General features: G+C 62.4%; 13 protein-coding genes and 2 pseudogenes. 14 read left to right on the top strand and 1 reads right to left on the bottom strand.

From position 1 onward, the window contains the following. Window positions 1-182 precede the first annotated feature (182 nt). The gene (locus G3436_RS16405; RefSeq protein WP_163946945.1) at window positions 183-1,706 is read left to right on the top strand and encodes an FAD-dependent oxidoreductase; all 1,524 of its coding nucleotides are present in this window, start codon (window positions 183-185) and stop codon (window positions 1,704-1,706) included. 6 nt (window positions 1,707-1,712) lie between these two features. On the opposite strand, the gene G3436_RS16400 is transcribed toward G3436_RS16405, so the two are convergent. Beyond that, window positions 1,713-2,906: a sugar transporter gene (locus tag G3436_RS16400; protein WP_163946941.1), complete on the bottom strand. Its 1,194-nt coding sequence runs from the start codon at window positions 2,904-2,906 to the stop codon at window positions 1,713-1,715. A gap of 367 nt (window positions 2,907-3,273) precedes the next feature. Here G3436_RS16400 and G3436_RS16395 point away from each other — a divergent pair, with 367 nt between their 5' ends. The 13 genes and pseudogenes from G3436_RS16395 to G3436_RS16335 all read left to right on the top strand — a co-directional run bounded on the left by G3436_RS16395 (window position 3,274) and on the right by G3436_RS16335 (window position 15,123). Beyond that, complete coding sequence (locus G3436_RS16395; RefSeq protein WP_243667182.1) at window positions 3,274-3,984, top strand: GNAT family N-acetyltransferase; 711 nt, start codon at window positions 3,274-3,276, stop codon at window positions 3,982-3,984. 145 nt (window positions 3,985-4,129) lie between these two features. Further along, entirely contained in the window at window positions 4,130-4,840 is a 711-nt protein-coding gene (locus G3436_RS16390) for an N-acetyltransferase (protein ID WP_163946938.1), read from the top strand. Between the two features lie 218 nt (window positions 4,841-5,058). Then, a pseudogene (locus G3436_RS16385) lies at window positions 5,059-5,379 on the top strand (N-acetyltransferase); the annotation flags it as partial. Window positions 5,380-5,398: 19 nt separating this feature from the next. After that, a complete protein-coding gene (gene tssB, locus G3436_RS16380; protein ID WP_163946931.1) occupies window positions 5,399-5,902 on the top strand; it encodes a type VI secretion system contractile sheath small subunit in 504 nt (167 codons plus the stop codon). Window positions 5,903-5,998: 96 nt separating this feature from the next. Further along, on the top strand, window positions 5,999-7,477 hold the full coding sequence (tssC, locus tag G3436_RS16375; RefSeq protein ID WP_163946916.1) for a type VI secretion system contractile sheath large subunit: 1,479 nt from the start codon (window positions 5,999-6,001) through the stop codon (window positions 7,475-7,477). A gap of 12 nt (window positions 7,478-7,489) precedes the next feature. Then, complete coding sequence (gene tssE / locus G3436_RS16370; protein ID WP_163946913.1) at window positions 7,490-7,909, top strand: type VI secretion system baseplate subunit TssE; 420 nt, start codon at window positions 7,490-7,492, stop codon at window positions 7,907-7,909. A 7-nt stretch (window positions 7,910-7,916) separates the two neighbouring features. Beyond that, a pseudogene (gene tssF, locus G3436_RS16365) lies at window positions 7,917-9,682 on the top strand (type VI secretion system baseplate subunit TssF). After that, entirely contained in the window at window positions 9,646-10,659 is a 1,014-nt protein-coding gene (tssG, locus tag G3436_RS16360; RefSeq protein WP_163946910.1) for a type VI secretion system baseplate subunit TssG, read from the top strand. Before tssF ends, tssG begins: the two are co-directional and overlap by 37 nt. Next, entirely contained in the window at window positions 10,656-11,222 is a 567-nt protein-coding gene (locus G3436_RS16355; protein WP_163946906.1) for an FHA domain-containing protein, read from the top strand. Before tssG ends, G3436_RS16355 begins: the two co-directional genes overlap by 4 nt. Beyond that, window positions 11,219-11,998: a type VI secretion system lipoprotein TssJ gene (gene tssJ, locus G3436_RS16350; RefSeq protein ID WP_163946903.1), complete on the top strand. Its 780-nt coding sequence runs from the start codon at window positions 11,219-11,221 to the stop codon at window positions 11,996-11,998. The genes G3436_RS16355 and tssJ overlap by 4 nt, the downstream gene beginning before the upstream one ends. A 41-nt stretch (window positions 11,999-12,039) precedes the next feature. Further along, window positions 12,040-13,377, top strand: a complete 1,338-nt coding sequence (gene tssK / locus G3436_RS16345) for a type VI secretion system baseplate subunit TssK (protein WP_163946900.1) — start codon at window positions 12,040-12,042, stop codon at window positions 13,375-13,377. 1 nt (window position 13,378) lies between these two features. Next, window positions 13,379-14,140: a type IVB secretion system protein IcmH/DotU gene (gene icmH / locus G3436_RS16340; protein ID WP_243667181.1), complete on the top strand. Its 762-nt coding sequence runs from the start codon at window positions 13,379-13,381 to the stop codon at window positions 14,138-14,140. Window positions 14,141-14,604: 464 nt separating this feature from the next. Beyond that, on the top strand, window positions 14,605-15,123 hold the full coding sequence (locus tag G3436_RS16335) for an Hcp family type VI secretion system effector (protein WP_163946880.1): 519 nt from the start codon (window positions 14,605-14,607) through the stop codon (window positions 15,121-15,123). The last annotated feature ends 112 nt before the right edge of the window (window positions 15,124-15,235 follow it).

The raw sequence follows: 15,235 nt of genomic DNA, 5'->3' as shown, positions 1-15,235 counted from the left end.
CGCACCGCAGCTCCCACATTTGCTGCAACGTACCATGGCCTGCAGGGTCGGCGTTGTCAGCCTTGTCAGCCTGGCAATACATCGGGGTGGCACAAACGCAACTGCGCCACCCTAGTCCAAACACCCCCTCAACCCCCATCTACACTTGTCAGTGCCCCCGCCCCCTCCCCGAGGACCACGCCATGCCCCACACTGACGTCCTGATCATCGGCGCCGGCCCCACCGGCCTGGTCCTGGCCCTGTGGCTGAGCAAGCTGGGCATCAAGGTGCGCATCCTCGACAAGACCAGCACGCCAGGCACCACCTCCCGCGCGCTCGCTGTGCAAGCACGCACACTGGAACTCTACCGCCAACTGGACCTGGCCGACGCCATCGTCAATGCCGGCCACCAGGTGCCCGCCGCCAATCTGTGGGTCAAGGGCCAACCCGCCGCGCGCCTGCCCTTCAACAGCATCGGCGCCGACCTCACGCCCTACCCCTTCCTCGAAATCTACCCTCAGGATCAGCACGAACAATTGCTGATCGAACGCCTGCAAGGCTTGGGCATCGACGTGGAACGCGAAACGGAACTGCTCGATTTCACTCAGCTCGACACCGGCGTCAGCGCACGCCTGCGCCTGCCCAACGGCACCGAAGAACACTGCAACGCACATTACCTGGCCGGCTGCGATGGCGCCCGTTCCACGGTGCGCAAGGGGCTGAACATAGGCTTCCCCGGCGGTACCTACCAGCAGGTGTTCTATGTCGCCGACGTGGACGCCAGCGGCCCCAGCATCAACGGCGAACTACACGTGGACCTCGACGAAGCAGACTTTCTCGCGGTATTCCCACTGGCCGGCGAAGGCCGCGCACGCCTGATCGGCACGGTCCGCGACGAGCGCGCCGAACGCCCCGAGCACCTGCGCTTCGAAGACGTCAGCCAGCGTGCCATCGATCACCTGAAAATCGATGTGCTCAAGGTCAACTGGTTCTCGACCTACCGCGTGCACCACCGCGTGGCCGAGCACTTTCGCCAGCGCCACGCGTTTCTGCTCGGCGATGCCGCCCACGTGCACAGCCCCGCCGGCGGCCAGGGCATGAATACCGGCATTGGCGACGCGATCAACCTGGCCTGGAAACTGTGCAGCGTACTCAAGGGCAAGGCCAGCGACGCGCTGCTCGACAGCTATGCGATCGAGCGCAAGGCGTTCGCCCAGCGCCTGGTGGCCACCACCGACCAGGTGTTCACCTTCGCCACCGCCGACGGCAGCATCGCCAACCTGCTGCGCACCCGCCTGGCCCCCGTGCTGATCCCGCGCATGGCCGCTTTTCGCGCAGCGCGAGGATTGCTGTTTCGCACGGTTTCGCAGTTGAGCCTGAACTACCGCCTGATGCCACTGAGCTGCGGCAGTACCGGCCATGTACAGGGCGGCGACCGCATGCCGTGGGTGGTGGCCGGCGAGCGCGACAACTTCAACGGGCTGTCACGCCTGTGCTGGCAGGTGCAGGTGTATGGCCTGGCCAGCAACGAGGTCAGCGCCTGGTGCGCGGCGCGCCACCTGCCGCTGGAGGTGTTCCCCTGGTGCCCGGCGTACGCCGCAGCGGGCCTGGCGCGCAATGCCCTGTACCTGTTGCGCCCGGACAGCTATGTGGCGCTGGCCGAAACCTCAGCCACCACCGCTGCGCTGGAGCGCTACTTCAGCGAACGCACCCTGCGGCCATGGTAAGACAGCTCAGGCAGGCTTGTCGGCGCTCAAGGCGCCGGCATAGCGGTAAGTGGTGATACAGCACAGCAGCAGGCCGCTGACCGCGACCATGCCACCGACCCTGCCGATGTCACCCAGGCCCATGTGCGTGCTGACCACACTGCCCAGCAGTGCACCGCCGCCGATACCGACGTTGTACAGGCCGGAAAACATGGCCATGGCCACATCGGTGGCGTCCGAGGCCAGCACCAGCACCTTCGATTGCAGGGCCAGGCTGAAACACATGATCGCCATGCCCCATACCATGCTCAGCGCATACAGCACCGTCGGGTTGGCGGCCAACGGGGCCAACAGCAGCAGGCAGGCCGCCAGCGCACCTATCGCACCGATCACGAAGCCCCGCGGAAAGCGGTCGCTGCAGTGGCTGAACAGGATCGAGCCAAAAATGCCCGCGCCGCCGAACAGCAACAGCAGCAGCGTGGTCATCTCCCCGCTCATGGCCGCCACCTGCTGGCTGAAGGGCTCGATGTAGCTGTAGGCGGTGAACTGCGCAGTGATCCCCAGCACCACCAGTGCATACACCGACAGCAGTGCCGGGCGCTTGAGTAGCATCGGCAGGCTGCGCAGCGAGCCGGAGTTCTGGCTGGGCAGGTACGGCAGCGAGCGCATCAGCCACAGCAGGGTCAGCACCGACACCCCGGCAATACCCATGAAGGTCGTACGCCACCCCAGCGCCTCGCCCACCACACGGCCCAACGGAATGCCCAGCACCATGGCCAGGGTCGTGCCGGTGGCCAGCACCCCCAGTGCCTTGGCCTGCTTGCCTGGCGGCGCCACACGCACGGCCAGCGAGGCGGTGATCGCCCAGAACACCGCATGCGCCAGGGCGATGCCGATACGGCTGAACACCAGCATGCCAAAACTGTTGGCCATGCTCGACAGCACATGGCTGGCGATAAACAGCACAAACAGGCACGCCAGCAGCTTGCGCCGCTCGATATTGCGCGTCAGCAGCATCATCGGCAGCGATGCCAGCGACACCACCCAGGCATAGATGGTCAGCATCAGGCCGACCTGGGCGGTGGGCATGTCGAAACTGCGCCCGATATCACTGAGCAACGCCACCGGCACGAACTCGGTGGTGTTGAAAATGAACGCGGCCAGGGCCAGCGCGAAAACGCTGAGCCAACTGCCGTTACGGGTATCGGTGGCGGTATTCATCGGGCGGGGCAAGGCTCCAGGACAGACGCGCCAGGCGCGGCCTGTCGATCAGGTGGGCCGACGCACCAAACGGCGCGCAGGCAAAAGGCACCCATAGGGCGGCGGCCTGGGTGTTGCGCTGCAGAAGGTTGTTATAGGTAGTTGCGACTCGCAGGCCCGATGGTACGACATGCACCGGGGTGCGACAACCGGGCGCCATCGCGCAACGGCCACATCCGGTGAAACTTGCAGGCGCGGCCTGCAGTCACTGTAGTGAGGCGCGCCTGTTCCCGCGCCCTACACGGGCTACTGAATTTTCCGATGGCGAGTCTTTCCCCGTGCACGCCTAATCGGACATCTCTCAGTGCCACACCTGCCAGGAGGCTGTATGCGCCTATTTGCCACGCTGCTCCAACGACTCAGACACAAAGGCTTGCGCCGCGCCTTGCGTCCCTTGTGGCGGCGCTATGTGTTCTCCCACTGGCAGTTGGTGTGGCTGTACCGCGACCCCCTCGCGCCCGTGCCGCGCCAGCGCTCGCGGCCTTGCCCACCGTTGCGGCGGGTGGACATCAGCGCGCATAACACCGATGCCTTCGCCCGCCACTTCCCGGAGCAATTGCAGACCATGCACGAGCTGGCGCGGCAGGGGCATACCGGCCACATGTACCTGGACTCGGCCGGCGATGCGGTGGCCATGGTGTGGGGCAGTACCCGCGACTACCACGACACGCATTACTACGGCTGCCGCTTCCCGGTGCAACCTGGCGAGTACCTTCAATTCGCTGGCGAGGTCGACCGTGCCTACTTCGGCACAGGGCTGTCGACCCGGGTACAGACCGAGCTGTGGGCGGCCATGCTTGCACAAGGCTGCACGCGTATCGTGGTGGTAGTGGCGCTGGACAACGTGCAGGCCGTGAAGATGCACCTGCACCTGGACTACCACGAGCAGGGCCGCATCACCCATGCGTACAAACTGTTCGGCAGGTGGCACTTCTCTCGCGTGAGCCATTACACTGGCTCACGCCTGGCGCACCTGGCACCCCGCACCAAGCGAACCACCGCCCAACCGGCGCCCCAGGTACAGGACATGGATGCCTGAGGGCTTGATACTACGGCGCAAGGTACAGCAACATGCGATTCGCCGGGCTCGGCCCCTACCGGGGTCAGTGATTCGCCCGATGGCAGCAAACACGGGGTAGCCGCTTAATCTGACACTCCTGAGTGTCAGCTTGCCGGAGTCCGCAATGTCATTGATCGAGAAAATTCGCCAACGTATCCGACACAGAGGCCTGTACCGTGCCTTGCGCCCGTTGTGGCAGCGCCATGTGTTTTGCCACTGGCAACTGGTGTGGCTGCAGCGCGACCCGCACACCGCCATCCCCCGGCGCCCCGCGCGCCCCTGCCCGCCCCTGCAGCGGGTAGACATCACAGCGTTCAACACTGACGCATTCGCACGCTACTTCCCTCACCAGGTACAGGCCATGCACGACCTTGCCCGGCAAGGCCACACCGGCCTCATGTACCTGGACACCGCGGGCGATGCGGTGGCCATGATCTGGGGCAGCACCCGCGACTACCATGACCGCCACTATTACGGCTGCAATTTTGCGGTGCAGCCTGGTGAGTTCTTTCAGTTTGCCGGCGAAGTGGACCGCGCCTACTTCGGTACCGAACTGTCGACCCGTGCGCAACTCGACCTGTGGCAAACCATGCTGGGCAAGGGCTGCACACGCATCGTCAATGTGGTGGCGCTGGACAATGTACAGGCAGTCAAGATGCACCTGCACCTGGCCTACCAGGAGCAAGGTCGCATCACCCACGTCTACAAACTGTTCGGGCGCTGGAGCTTTGCGCGCGTGAGCTGCTACGCAGGCTCGCGCCTGGCGCACCTGCAACCGCGCGCCAGGCGAACAGTGACGCGCCAGCACAGCGCAACAGAAAACAGCGCGCCTTGATTCAAGCGCCAATTATCAGTCAAAAAAGCGTCAGCCCTTTCCGATCAACTGCACTTCGCCGCTAACCAGCGGCGTAGAGCTGTGCCCGCCTGTTACACATATTTTGATACAACCACGACGATGGCTTTTTGACACACCGTCAAACGGCCTGCGCTATACCATGAAAAACATTTCATCCGACCCACCGCTACACCCGCCCTACCCGGCAAGGAGGCACCATGCGTGCTTTGCAGAACGTCCGTGAAAAGATCAAGCAAAAGGGCCTGCGCCGCGTGTTCAATACGTTGTGGGAGCGCCACGTGTTCTACCACTGGGAGTTGCTGTGGATGGAGCGCGACCTGGTGAGTGCCGTGCCGCCGCACAACCTCAAGCCCTACCCCTCGGCGCGGCTGGCGCGGATTACCGAAGACAATGCGGTAGCGTTCAGCCGGTATTTTGGCGACCGCGTGCAGACCATGGCCGAGCTGGCGCGTGAGGGGCATACCGGGCACATGTACCTGGACGATGCCGGGGATGCGGTGGCGTTTATCTGGGGCAATCATCAAGAGGGAATTTTGCATGTCGAAACCCATGGGGTCTGTTGCCCCCAAAGAACGCATCAACATCAAGTACGTGCCTGCCACGGGCGATCAACAATCGGAACTTGAACTGCCACTCAAACTGCTCGTTACCGGTGACTTCAAGGGCCAGCCAGAACACGTCGCGCTGGAGGAGCGCCAGGCAGTACGCATCGACAAGGACACCTTCAACGAGGTGCTTGCCAAGGCGGGTATCCAGTTGACGATGTCGGTGCCGTCAATGCTCAGCAAGGATCCGCAGGCGCAGTTGCCCGTGCACCTGAGCTTCAAATCGATCAATGACTTCGGCCCCGACTCGATCGCGCGCCAGGTACCCGAGCTCAACAGACTGCTTGAACTGCGCGAAGCGCTGGTAGCCCTGAAGGGGCCGCTGGGCAACGTCCCGGCATTTCGCAAGCAGTTGCAGACCCTGCTGGCAGACGACCAGGCCCGCGCGCGCCTGGCCAGTGAACTCAACCTGGTGCTGGATGCCCCGCACGACTGATCCGTGATGCCTGAGCCGATCTACCTGCGCCGATTGCGCACATGGCTCCGTCGCTCAAGCACCGCCCTACTCTGCGCGTTCAAAAGGACAATCCACATGCCAACACACAGCGCCACTGCCACCTTGCTCGACACCCAGACGCCACCCGGCCTGCTCGACCAGATCATGGCCGAAACCCTGATGCAGCCTTCCCAGGAGGGCTACCTGATCGCCAAACGCGGGGTTGCCGCGTTCATCACCGAAATCATCCAGAGCGGCGAACCGCAGCAGGCGGTCAACAAGCAGATGGTCGACCAGATGATCAGCGAGGTGGACCGGGCCCTGAGTACCCAGATGGACCAGATTCTCCACCAGCCGCAATTCCAGAACCTGGAGTCGGCCTGGCGTGGCCTGAAGCTGCTGGTGGACCGCACCGATTTTCGCGAGAACATCAAGCTGGAAGTGCTCCACGCGACCAAGGAAGAACTGCTCGAAGACTTCGAAAACGCTGGCGACATCACCCGCAGCGGCTTGTACAAGCACGTCTACACCGCAGGGTTCGGCCAGTTTGGCGGCGAGCCGGTGGCCAGCATGATCGGCAACTACACGTTCGGCCCGTCTTCCCCGGACATCAAGCTGCTGAGCTATGTCGCGTCGGTCGGGGCCATGTCGCACGCCCCCTTCGTCACGGCCGCCAGCCCCGAATTCTTCAACATCGAAGGCTTCGAAGACCTGCCCAACCTCAAGGAGGTAAAGGACATCTTCGAAGGCCCGCGGCACGCCAGATGGCGCGGCCTGCGTGAATCCGAAGACGCCCGCTATCTGGCGCTGACCCTGCCGCGTTTCCTGTTGCGCCAGCCGTACCACACGATCGAACAGCCGGTGTCGAGCTTCGCCTACGACGAGTCGCTCGATGCCAAGCACGACAACTACCTGTGGGGCAACACTGCCTACCTGATGGCCACGCGCATCAACGAGAGCTTCGCCCGTTACCGCTGGTGCCCGAACATCATCGGCCCGCAGTCCGGCGGCACCGTCGACGACCTGCCGGTGCACCTGTACGAATCGCTTGGCCAGTTGCAGGCCAAGATCCCGACCGAGGTACTGGTCTCGGATCGCAAGGAATACGAGCTGTCTGAAGAAGGCTTCATACCGCTGACCATGCGCAAGGACAGCGACAACGCGACGTTTTTCTCCGCCAATTCGATCCAGCGCCCGAAGAGCTTCCCTAAAACCCCCGAGGGCCAGGCAGCCCAGACCAACTACAAGCTGGGCACCCAACTGCCCTACCTGTTCATCGTCAATCGCCTGGCCCACTACCTGAAAGTGCTGCAGCGCGAGCAGATCGGCAGTTGGAAGGAACGCCAGGACCTGGAAGCCGAGCTCAATCGCTGGATCAAACAGTACGTGGCCGATCAGGAGAACCCCTCGGCCGATGTGCGCAGCCGCCGCCCCCTGCGCGCCGCACGCGTCGAAGTACAGGAGGTGACAGGCAACCCAGGCTGGTACCAGGTAGCGCTGTCGGTGCGCCCCCACTTCAAGTACATGGGCGCAAGCTTCGAGATTTCGCTGGTCGGGCGATTGGACACCCAATAGCGGAGCGCACCGATGCCTCGAAGCAGCGGTCGCGGCAGCCTGTTCGAGCGCCTGGCCCCGCATGCCAGGCCGTACCACAGCCTGTCGCGCGAGGAACAGAGCGCGCTGCGCATTGATGCCATCAAGTCGCACCTGGAGCGCCTGTTCAACGCCCGCCAGGGGTGCTCACAGAGCAGCCCTGAGCTGGGCTTGAGCGACTTCAATGGCCATTACGGCGGTGCGGACCTGATGGCCCGCATCGGTGCCGACATCCGACGCACGGTGGCAGCCTTCGAGCCCCGCCTGACGGTGCTCGGCCTGCATTTCTACCCGGACCCCGACACGCCCTTGGCGCTGAACTTCCGGCTCGATTGCCAGGTGCGCAGCCATTACCAGGACGAACCCGTGCAGATCGACCTGGTCATCAACCACCGCCATACCCAAGTCAAATGAGAATCCCATGCCGTTGAGACAAGGCTTTCGCGACGAATTGAACTACCTGCGCGAACTGGGCCGAGAGTTTGCCGAAGACAACCCGCAGTTGGCGCGCTTTCTCGGCGAGCAGAGTGCCGACCCCGATGTGGAGCGCCTGTTGGAAGGCTTTGCGTTCCTCACGGCAAAACTGCGCCTGAAAATCGATGACGATCTGCCCGAACTGACCCACTCCATGCTGCAGATGCTCTGGCCGAATTACCTGCGCCCGCTGCCGAGCGCAACCATCATGCGCTTCGAGCCAGTGCGCCAGGCGATCACCGAGCGCCAGGTGCTGGCCAAGGGTACGCGCCTGTTCTCGGTGCCCGTCGACGGGATCAGTTGCGAATTTCGCACCTGTACCGACGTTGTGCTGTTCCCGCTTGAAATGCGCCTGGTCAGCGATACGCACTCACGGGACACGTCCATTGTACGCATTGACCTGCGGACAACCTGCGATCAAGCCCTGAACACCATGGGCTGCGATCAACTGGACTTTCATCTCAGTGGTGACGACAGCAACGCACTGACGCTCTATCTGTGGATGGCCAACTACCTCAAGGAGGTACGGCTGATTTGCAATGGCGAGGTACGCTGCCTGCCATCGAGCGCCCTGCTGTTCCCCGGTTTCAGCCCCGATGAAGCATTGCTGCCATACCCGCGCAACGTGTTCGACGGCTACCGCATCCTGCAGGAGTATTTCGTTTTCCCTCAACGCTTCCATTTCTTCAGCGTTGCTCAGTTGAGCACCCTATGGCCGGCAGCGCGCGCTGAGCAAGTACGCATCGAGTTTCACTTCCACCGTCCAATGCCGACCGGTACGCGAATTGGCGACGGCGACATCAGCCTGTACTGCGCCCCGGCCATCAACCTGTTCGAACACAGTGCCGAGCCGATCGATCTGCACGGACGCGGCGAGCAGGTGCATCTGCAGCCCAGCGGACAACGCCCGTTTGCCTACGAGATCTTCAGCGTCGACGAGGTTGTCGGTTGGCGACGCAACAGCGAGGGCGATCAGACCGACACGCTGCGGGTATTCCAGCCCTTCGAGTCGTTTGCCCATGAAATCGAGACGGCGCAGGGGCGTACCGCCTTGTACTACCGCTGCCGGGTCGAAGAATCGCTGCGCTACCGTGGCCTTCAGCATCGCATCGCCTTTGTCCGTGGCGATGAAAGTGCCTACATCGGCGAGCGGGAAACCATCTCGGTTCAGCTGACCTGCACCAATCGTGACCTGCCGCTGGCGTTGGGCGTGGGCGACATCTGCCTGGCCACCGAAGCCACCCCCACCTTCGCCACCTACCGCAATATCACCTGTCCGACACGGCCTTGTCGCCCGGTGCTCGACGGCAGCCTGCAGTGGACGTTGATCTCCAACCTCTCCCTGAACTACCTGTCGCTGCTGTCGGCAGAACCGCTCAAGGCGTGATCCGCGCCTACGACTTTGCCGCGCTGCACGACATCCAGCAGGCCAGGGCCACACGCAAGCGCCTGGATGGCATCGGGCAGGCGAAGACCACACCGCTGGACTGGATGATGGGGGGCCTGCCCATCCGCGGCATGAGCACACAGCTAGAGATGGATCAGAGCGCGTTCCTGTGTGAAGGCGACCTCTATCTCTTCGGCACGGTGCTGTCCCACTTCTTCGCGCTGTACGCGAGCATCAATTCCTTTCACACGCTGGACCTGATCAACACCAGCAATAACGAGCACTACACATGGCCTCCGTTGACCGGCAGACAACCCGTGATATAGCCAGCACGCTGCTGGCGGATGCGCATAACTACTCGTTTTTCCAGCTGCTGGAGCACCTGCACGCGCTGCACGGTGACGATCTGGAAAGCGCTGAGGCGTTTATCGCACCGCGGCGGCGACTACGCCTGCAAAGCTCGCCCGGGCTGAACTTTCCGACCTCCGATGTCGCCGGGGCGGCACGCATGGAACAAGAGGACCGGTACCGGGTGCAGGCCAATTTCTTTGGCCTGCATGGCAGCGACGCCCCCCTGCCCGGCTACTACCTGGACGCCAGCGCGTACGAGCACGCACAAGGCAGCGGGATCCGGCCGGCGTTTCTGGACTACTTCAATCACTCCCTGCTGAACCTGCTGCACAAGGCGTGGCGCAAATATCGCTACTACCGGCGCTTCCAGCAGCAGGCCAACGATGGCTTCTCGCGATACGTATTCGCACTGATCGGCCTCAACGACGAGCAACTGCGCGGTGCTACCCCGCTGCCCTGGAGCCGCCTGCTCAGCTACGCAGGCGTGATCGCCAGCCGCAGCCGTGCGCCAGCCAGCGTCGCTGGCATCATCGCGCACTGCTTCGACCTTCATCAGGTCTCGATCCGGGAGTTCGAGGTACGCGAGGTGAGCATTGCCCCGGCGCAACGCAACGTGATCGGTACCCAGACCTGCGTATTGGGCAGGACATTCTTTGCCGGTGGCAAAACCCGCACCCGCAGCAGCAAATTCAGCCTGGTCATCGCTGGGCTGGATCAAACGCGGTTTCGCGAGTTTCTGCCCAGCGGGATCAACCATCAGCGCCTGTGCAAGCTGATCGAGTTCCTGCTGCGCGATGCCACCGCCTACAACGTGGAGCTGGGCTTGAAGCAGGAAGAGGCGCCCCCCTTCAGCCTGCGTCGCGAGCACGGCACCCATCTGGGCTGGACCAGTTTTATCGACCACAAGACACGTCAGCAACTGCCTGTCGTGCGTATCAAGGTGCGCTCATGAACCGACACACCCCGAACCCGGGCCTCACCCTGGCAATCAGCAACCCAGCAAAACTGATGCACGGCTGCACGGCCTATCATCGTTTTACACGCCAAGGCGGCTCACTGGGCGGTCAGCAGTGCGATTGGCACTTGCAGGACCGCGCCCAGCGTATTCACCCGCGGCACTGTGAGGTTTGCTGGCGAGAGGACGGCTTCTGCGTCATCGACCACAGCGGCCAGACCTATTTGAATGGCAACGACCTGAGCCTGCCGCCCGGTATTGCGGTTCGACTCAACAACGAGGACCAGCTTCAGATTGGTGACTACCGGATCATCGCTTATGTGGGCGAGAACGACGCGCACCTGGGCAAGCGCGATCGGGCTGAACAGGCACTGAGCATCTTGATGAACGGTGAACAATGCCCGCTGCAGGACCTGCTTCGTGCCTTACCCGATCGCCCGGCAACCTTCACCGAGTTCTCGGATCGTGACCCCCTGACTGCGCTGGAAGCGGCCATTCACCGGTCGCAGGGCACCGTGCTGTTCGGTGATCTGTTCGCGCCATCCAAGGGGTCGAAATGAAACCTGCGCCCCTGATGCTACTGACCTGCCTGGCGCTGGGAGGGTGCACGGCACTCGGCAAGATGGGACAGGTGATCATGGACCCGTCCATCCAGGTGGGTGGACCGGGTGACCAGCTCAGCCAGTTCTCACTGAGCCTGTACGCCAGCCCCACCCTCAACCCCAACCCCAGCAGCGCGGTCGATGAGCCACTGCTACCGAACCACCTGCAGCCAACCCCGCTGGCGGTGAGCCTGAGCGCCGGGGACTCGCTGGAACTGACCCAGAAGCTGCAGGCGCTACTCGATCATCTGCACCAGCAGCACCCGGCGATGTCGCACATCGCGCAGGAGGCGCCCGACGAGCCCGCCATGTCACCTGTGGATGCGGATCTGGGCAGTTATGAAGCCCCTTATATCCCGCTCGGCCTCAAAACCGTGAGCGCCCCTGTGCTCAGCGGCGATGTGACGACACCGGTTGCGTTCAAGGTTCTTCAGCTCAAGGACGACTCGCTACTGCTCAATGCGGCTTACGAGCTGCTTGAAAAAGACCTTGAGAAGGCCCTGGGCAGCACGCTGGTGCAGGTGGATGACTACCGGCTGCTACCCGGCCAGTTCAAGTTCGTGGGCTTCGAGCAAATCCACGAGCACACCCGCTATCTGGCGGTCATCGCGAACTATCACGACCGCGACAAGGCCGAGTGGAAACGTGCACTGCGCATCGAACCCCAAGGCCGCCAACACGCCCTGCTGGTTCAGTTCGAAGAGCACGGTGTCGTGCTCAAGAACGATGGCTGAGGCGTCTCGACCTACCCCCCCAAATGACCAAGGAATCCACTATGAGCTCACGCAACCCGGTGTTGTGGAACGAGGGCCTGTTCGTCAAGCCGCAGCACTTTCAACAGCTGGCCCATTCGACCGAAGCCCTTGTGCAGCAGCGTATCAGCAGCCTGAACGATGCCTTCTACGGCTTCAGCGAACTGGAGCTGAACCCCGAGTACCTGGGCTTTGGCAAGATCGCTATCGTTCGCGCCAGGGGCATCATGCCAGACGGCACGATCTTCGATATACCCGGCGATATGGCCCCGCCACCGCCCCTGGAAATCGCCCACAGTTCGTCTGCCAATCAGATCATCCACCTGTGCCTGCCCTTGCGAACCTGTGGCGTACTGGAGGTACGCTGGCCGCACAACGATGCCAATAGCCGCTACATCGCTGTAGGTACATTCGTCAAAGACACCCACAGCGTGGACGGGGACACGACAACCGTCGATGTCGCCGTCCCCAACCTGCAGTTGAAGCTGGAAAAAGATGACCGCAGTGCCTACACCTGCCTCGCCCTGGGCAAGCTCCTCGACAAGCGCCCGGATGGCAGCCTGGTGCTGGATGGGCACTTCTACCCAACGGCCGTATCGCTGCAGGCCGTGCCAGCGCTGCGTGGCTTTCTGGAGGAGATCGCGGGCTTGCTGCGCGAGCGCGCGCGCAACATCGCCGGGCGTGTCTGCTCGCCCGGCCAATCCGGTGTCGCCGATGTAACCGACTTCAACCTGCTGCAGGTGATGAACCGGCTGCACCCGTACTTTCAGCACCTTGCACGGCGGCGCAATGTCCATCCCGAGCAGCTCTACATCGCCTTCAGCCAGGCGTGCGGCGAGCTTGTCACCTTCACCGACGACGGGCGCCTGCCTCAGGAGTACCCCGCCTATCAGCACGACAACCTGATCGAATCGTTCAAGCTGCTGGAGGAAACCCTGCGGCGTGCCCTCAGCACGATCCTGCAGCCACGCGCCGTAGCCCTGCCACTTACACAGCAGCAATACGGCGTGCAGACCGCTACGCTGAGCGAGCAGCGCTTGCTCGACAGCGCAGAGTTCATCCTCGCGGTGCGCGCACGGCTACCGGCCGAGGAACTGCGCCAGCGTTTCTTGCTGCAGGCAAAGGTGACCTCCATTGAAGGCCTGAGCGAACTGATTCGCCTGCAGCTGCCCGGCATTGCCCTGGTACCGCTGCCCGTAGCGCCTCGTCACCTGCCATTCCATGCCGGCTTCAGCTATTTCGAACTCGACCGCCACCACGCCACCTGGCACAACCTGAAAGGCAGCAGCGGCTTCGGCTTGCATGTAGCAGGAGACTTCCCGGACCTGGAGCTTCAATTCTGGGCCATCAGAGGAGAATGAGATGAACCCGACCCCTCCCGGGCACTACGCCAGCCAGGTGCTCAATGCCGTGCTGCACACCCAGCCGATGCCGAGTGATGAGCCCGCCGCAGCCAACCTCGCCAGCTGTTTGAAACAGGCTTGTGAAACCGGACCATACCCGCCGGACCCGGAATTTCAACTGCGCGGGGCGTTTGACAACCCGATGCTCGACGCGGCCATGGCACTGTTCGGTCTGTCATTCCGGCTGGCCACCCTGGACCACCACGACAATGTAAAGACGCTCTATGACGATGTGAGCAACCAGATCCGCAGCCTGCTTGAAGAGGTGCGCCAGCTGGGGTACGACGACGCCTCGTTCAAGGCCTACTCCTACTCGCTGTGCCTGTTCATGGACGAAACGGTGATGAGCCGCCCCTGGGGGATGAGGTCGGTATGGAGCCAGCATCCCTTGCTCAGCGAGTTTCACAAGGAAACCTGGGGTGGCGAAAAATTCTTCACCCTGCTCGAACGCATGTCGAGCGAGGCCGCCAAGTACCAGGATGTACTCGAGTTCATGTACTTCTGCGTATGCCTGGGGCTCAAGGGCAAGTACGCCGTGCACGACAAGGGCGACGAACAGCTCCACAAGATCATTGCCAGGCTTCAACGTGTCATTCGCGAGCTGCGTGGCCCCACGCCGCAGCAACTGACAGACCCACTGGCCAATGTCGCGCCGCGCACTTTCGCATCCGTCGACAGTGGCCCTGGTGGTCGCCCTGGCTTGGCGCCAGCGTGCTGCTGACGGGAATCTATGCCGTCTACGCGCTGCGATTGAACAGCATCACCCAGCAGGTACTGCAGTCGCTGGACAACATCCTCACGCGTTGACCTGTCACCTACGGCCGGGGGCTGCATGCCTCCCGCCTGTCATGCAACGCCGATTTTTGGCCATCCATGGCCCGCATTTCCAGCCCTCGAGCCACGCCTGGCTCGACGGCACCCAGTAAACTCGAGGGTTCAAGCGGGACGAGCCATTGTTGACTCGCAGAAACAGCTGAAAGCAGCTGAAAAAGGTTATTTCATAACAAAACAAAAAGCCGAGATGAGCGTATAAAACAAACCCATCCTATTGATTTAATTGAATTTAATTTTCTTGTTACACCTGAATAATTACCTCTGGCATTGATCCTGCCCTGTCTCCTTGATCCATCAAACGATGGAAAACCACCTCACATGGTTTGTCTTTCAATGACAAAGGAGATTGTCATGCCAACACCCGCTTACATCAGCATGACCGGTGCTACCCAGGGCGCGATTACCAGCGGCGCATTCACGGCTGATTCGGTCGGTAACGTCTACGTCGAGGGCCACGAAGACGAAATCCTGATCCAGGAAATCCAGCACCGCATCGGCGTACCGACCGACCCGCAAAGCGGCCAGCCTTCCGGCCCACGCGTGCACAAGCCGTTGGTTTTCACCAGCGCGCTGAACAAGGCCACCCCGCTGATGTACCAGGCCCTGGCTTCCGGCGAAAAGCTCAATACCGTGATGATTCGCTGGTTCCGCACCTCCACCGAGGGCAAGCAGGAGCACTTTTTCAGCACCGAGCTTGAGGACGCCACCATCGTCGATATCGACACCGTGCTGCCCCACGCCCAAATGGAAAGCAACAAGGACTTCACCCAGCTGATCAAGGTCAGCCTGGCCTACCGCAAGATCACCTGGACCCACGAAGTCTCCGGTACCGAGGGTTCCGACGACTGGCGCAAACCTATCGAAGCCTGACCGCGCTCGCCTGCCTGCCAACACACGCAGGCGCTCGCCGTGACCTGGGCGCCCCACGCCGCCCAGGCCTTCAAAGCAGACACGGATAGGAACCCATGCCACGCCAGTCAGA

Origin of the sequence: Pseudomonas brassicae (assembly GCF_010671725.1) — a bacterium.
GTDB lineage: Bacteria > Pseudomonadota > Gammaproteobacteria > Pseudomonadales > Pseudomonadaceae > Aquipseudomonas > Aquipseudomonas brassicae.
Note: the sequence above shows the minus strand (reverse complement) of the source record. Positions and strands in the feature narration are given on the sequence as shown.

Excerpts from the sequence above, each read along its gene's own strand:
- tssB (WP_163946931.1), top strand. The coding sequence starts at position 5,399 with ATGTCGAAACCCATGGGGTCTGTTGCCCCCAAAGAACGCATCAACATC.
- G3436_RS16395 (WP_243667182.1), top strand. The coding sequence starts at position 3,274 with ATGCGCCTATTTGCCACGCTGCTCCAACGACTCAGACACAAAGGCTTG.
- G3436_RS16355 (WP_163946906.1), top strand. The coding sequence starts at position 10,656 with ATGAACCGACACACCCCGAACCCGGGCCTCACCCTGGCAATCAGCAAC.
- tssK (WP_163946900.1), top strand. The coding sequence starts at position 12,040 with ATGAGCTCACGCAACCCGGTGTTGTGGAACGAGGGCCTGTTCGTCAAG.
- G3436_RS16390 (WP_163946938.1), top strand. The coding sequence starts at position 4,130 with ATGTCATTGATCGAGAAAATTCGCCAACGTATCCGACACAGAGGCCTG.
- G3436_RS16405 (WP_163946945.1), top strand. The coding sequence starts at position 183 with ATGCCCCACACTGACGTCCTGATCATCGGCGCCGGCCCCACCGGCCTG.
- icmH (WP_243667181.1), top strand. The coding sequence starts at position 13,379 with ATGAACCCGACCCCTCCCGGGCACTACGCCAGCCAGGTGCTCAATGCC.
- G3436_RS16400 (WP_163946941.1), bottom strand. The coding sequence starts at position 2,906 with ATGAATACCGCCACCGATACCCGTAACGGCAGTTGGCTCAGCGTTTTC.
- tssC (WP_163946916.1), top strand. The coding sequence starts at position 5,999 with ATGCCAACACACAGCGCCACTGCCACCTTGCTCGACACCCAGACGCCA.
- tssE (WP_163946913.1), top strand. The coding sequence starts at position 7,490 with ATGCCTCGAAGCAGCGGTCGCGGCAGCCTGTTCGAGCGCCTGGCCCCG.
- tssG (WP_163946910.1), top strand. The coding sequence starts at position 9,646 with ATGGCCTCCGTTGACCGGCAGACAACCCGTGATATAGCCAGCACGCTG.
- G3436_RS16335 (WP_163946880.1), top strand. The coding sequence starts at position 14,605 with ATGCCAACACCCGCTTACATCAGCATGACCGGTGCTACCCAGGGCGCG.
- tssJ (WP_163946903.1), top strand. The coding sequence starts at position 11,219 with ATGAAACCTGCGCCCCTGATGCTACTGACCTGCCTGGCGCTGGGAGGG.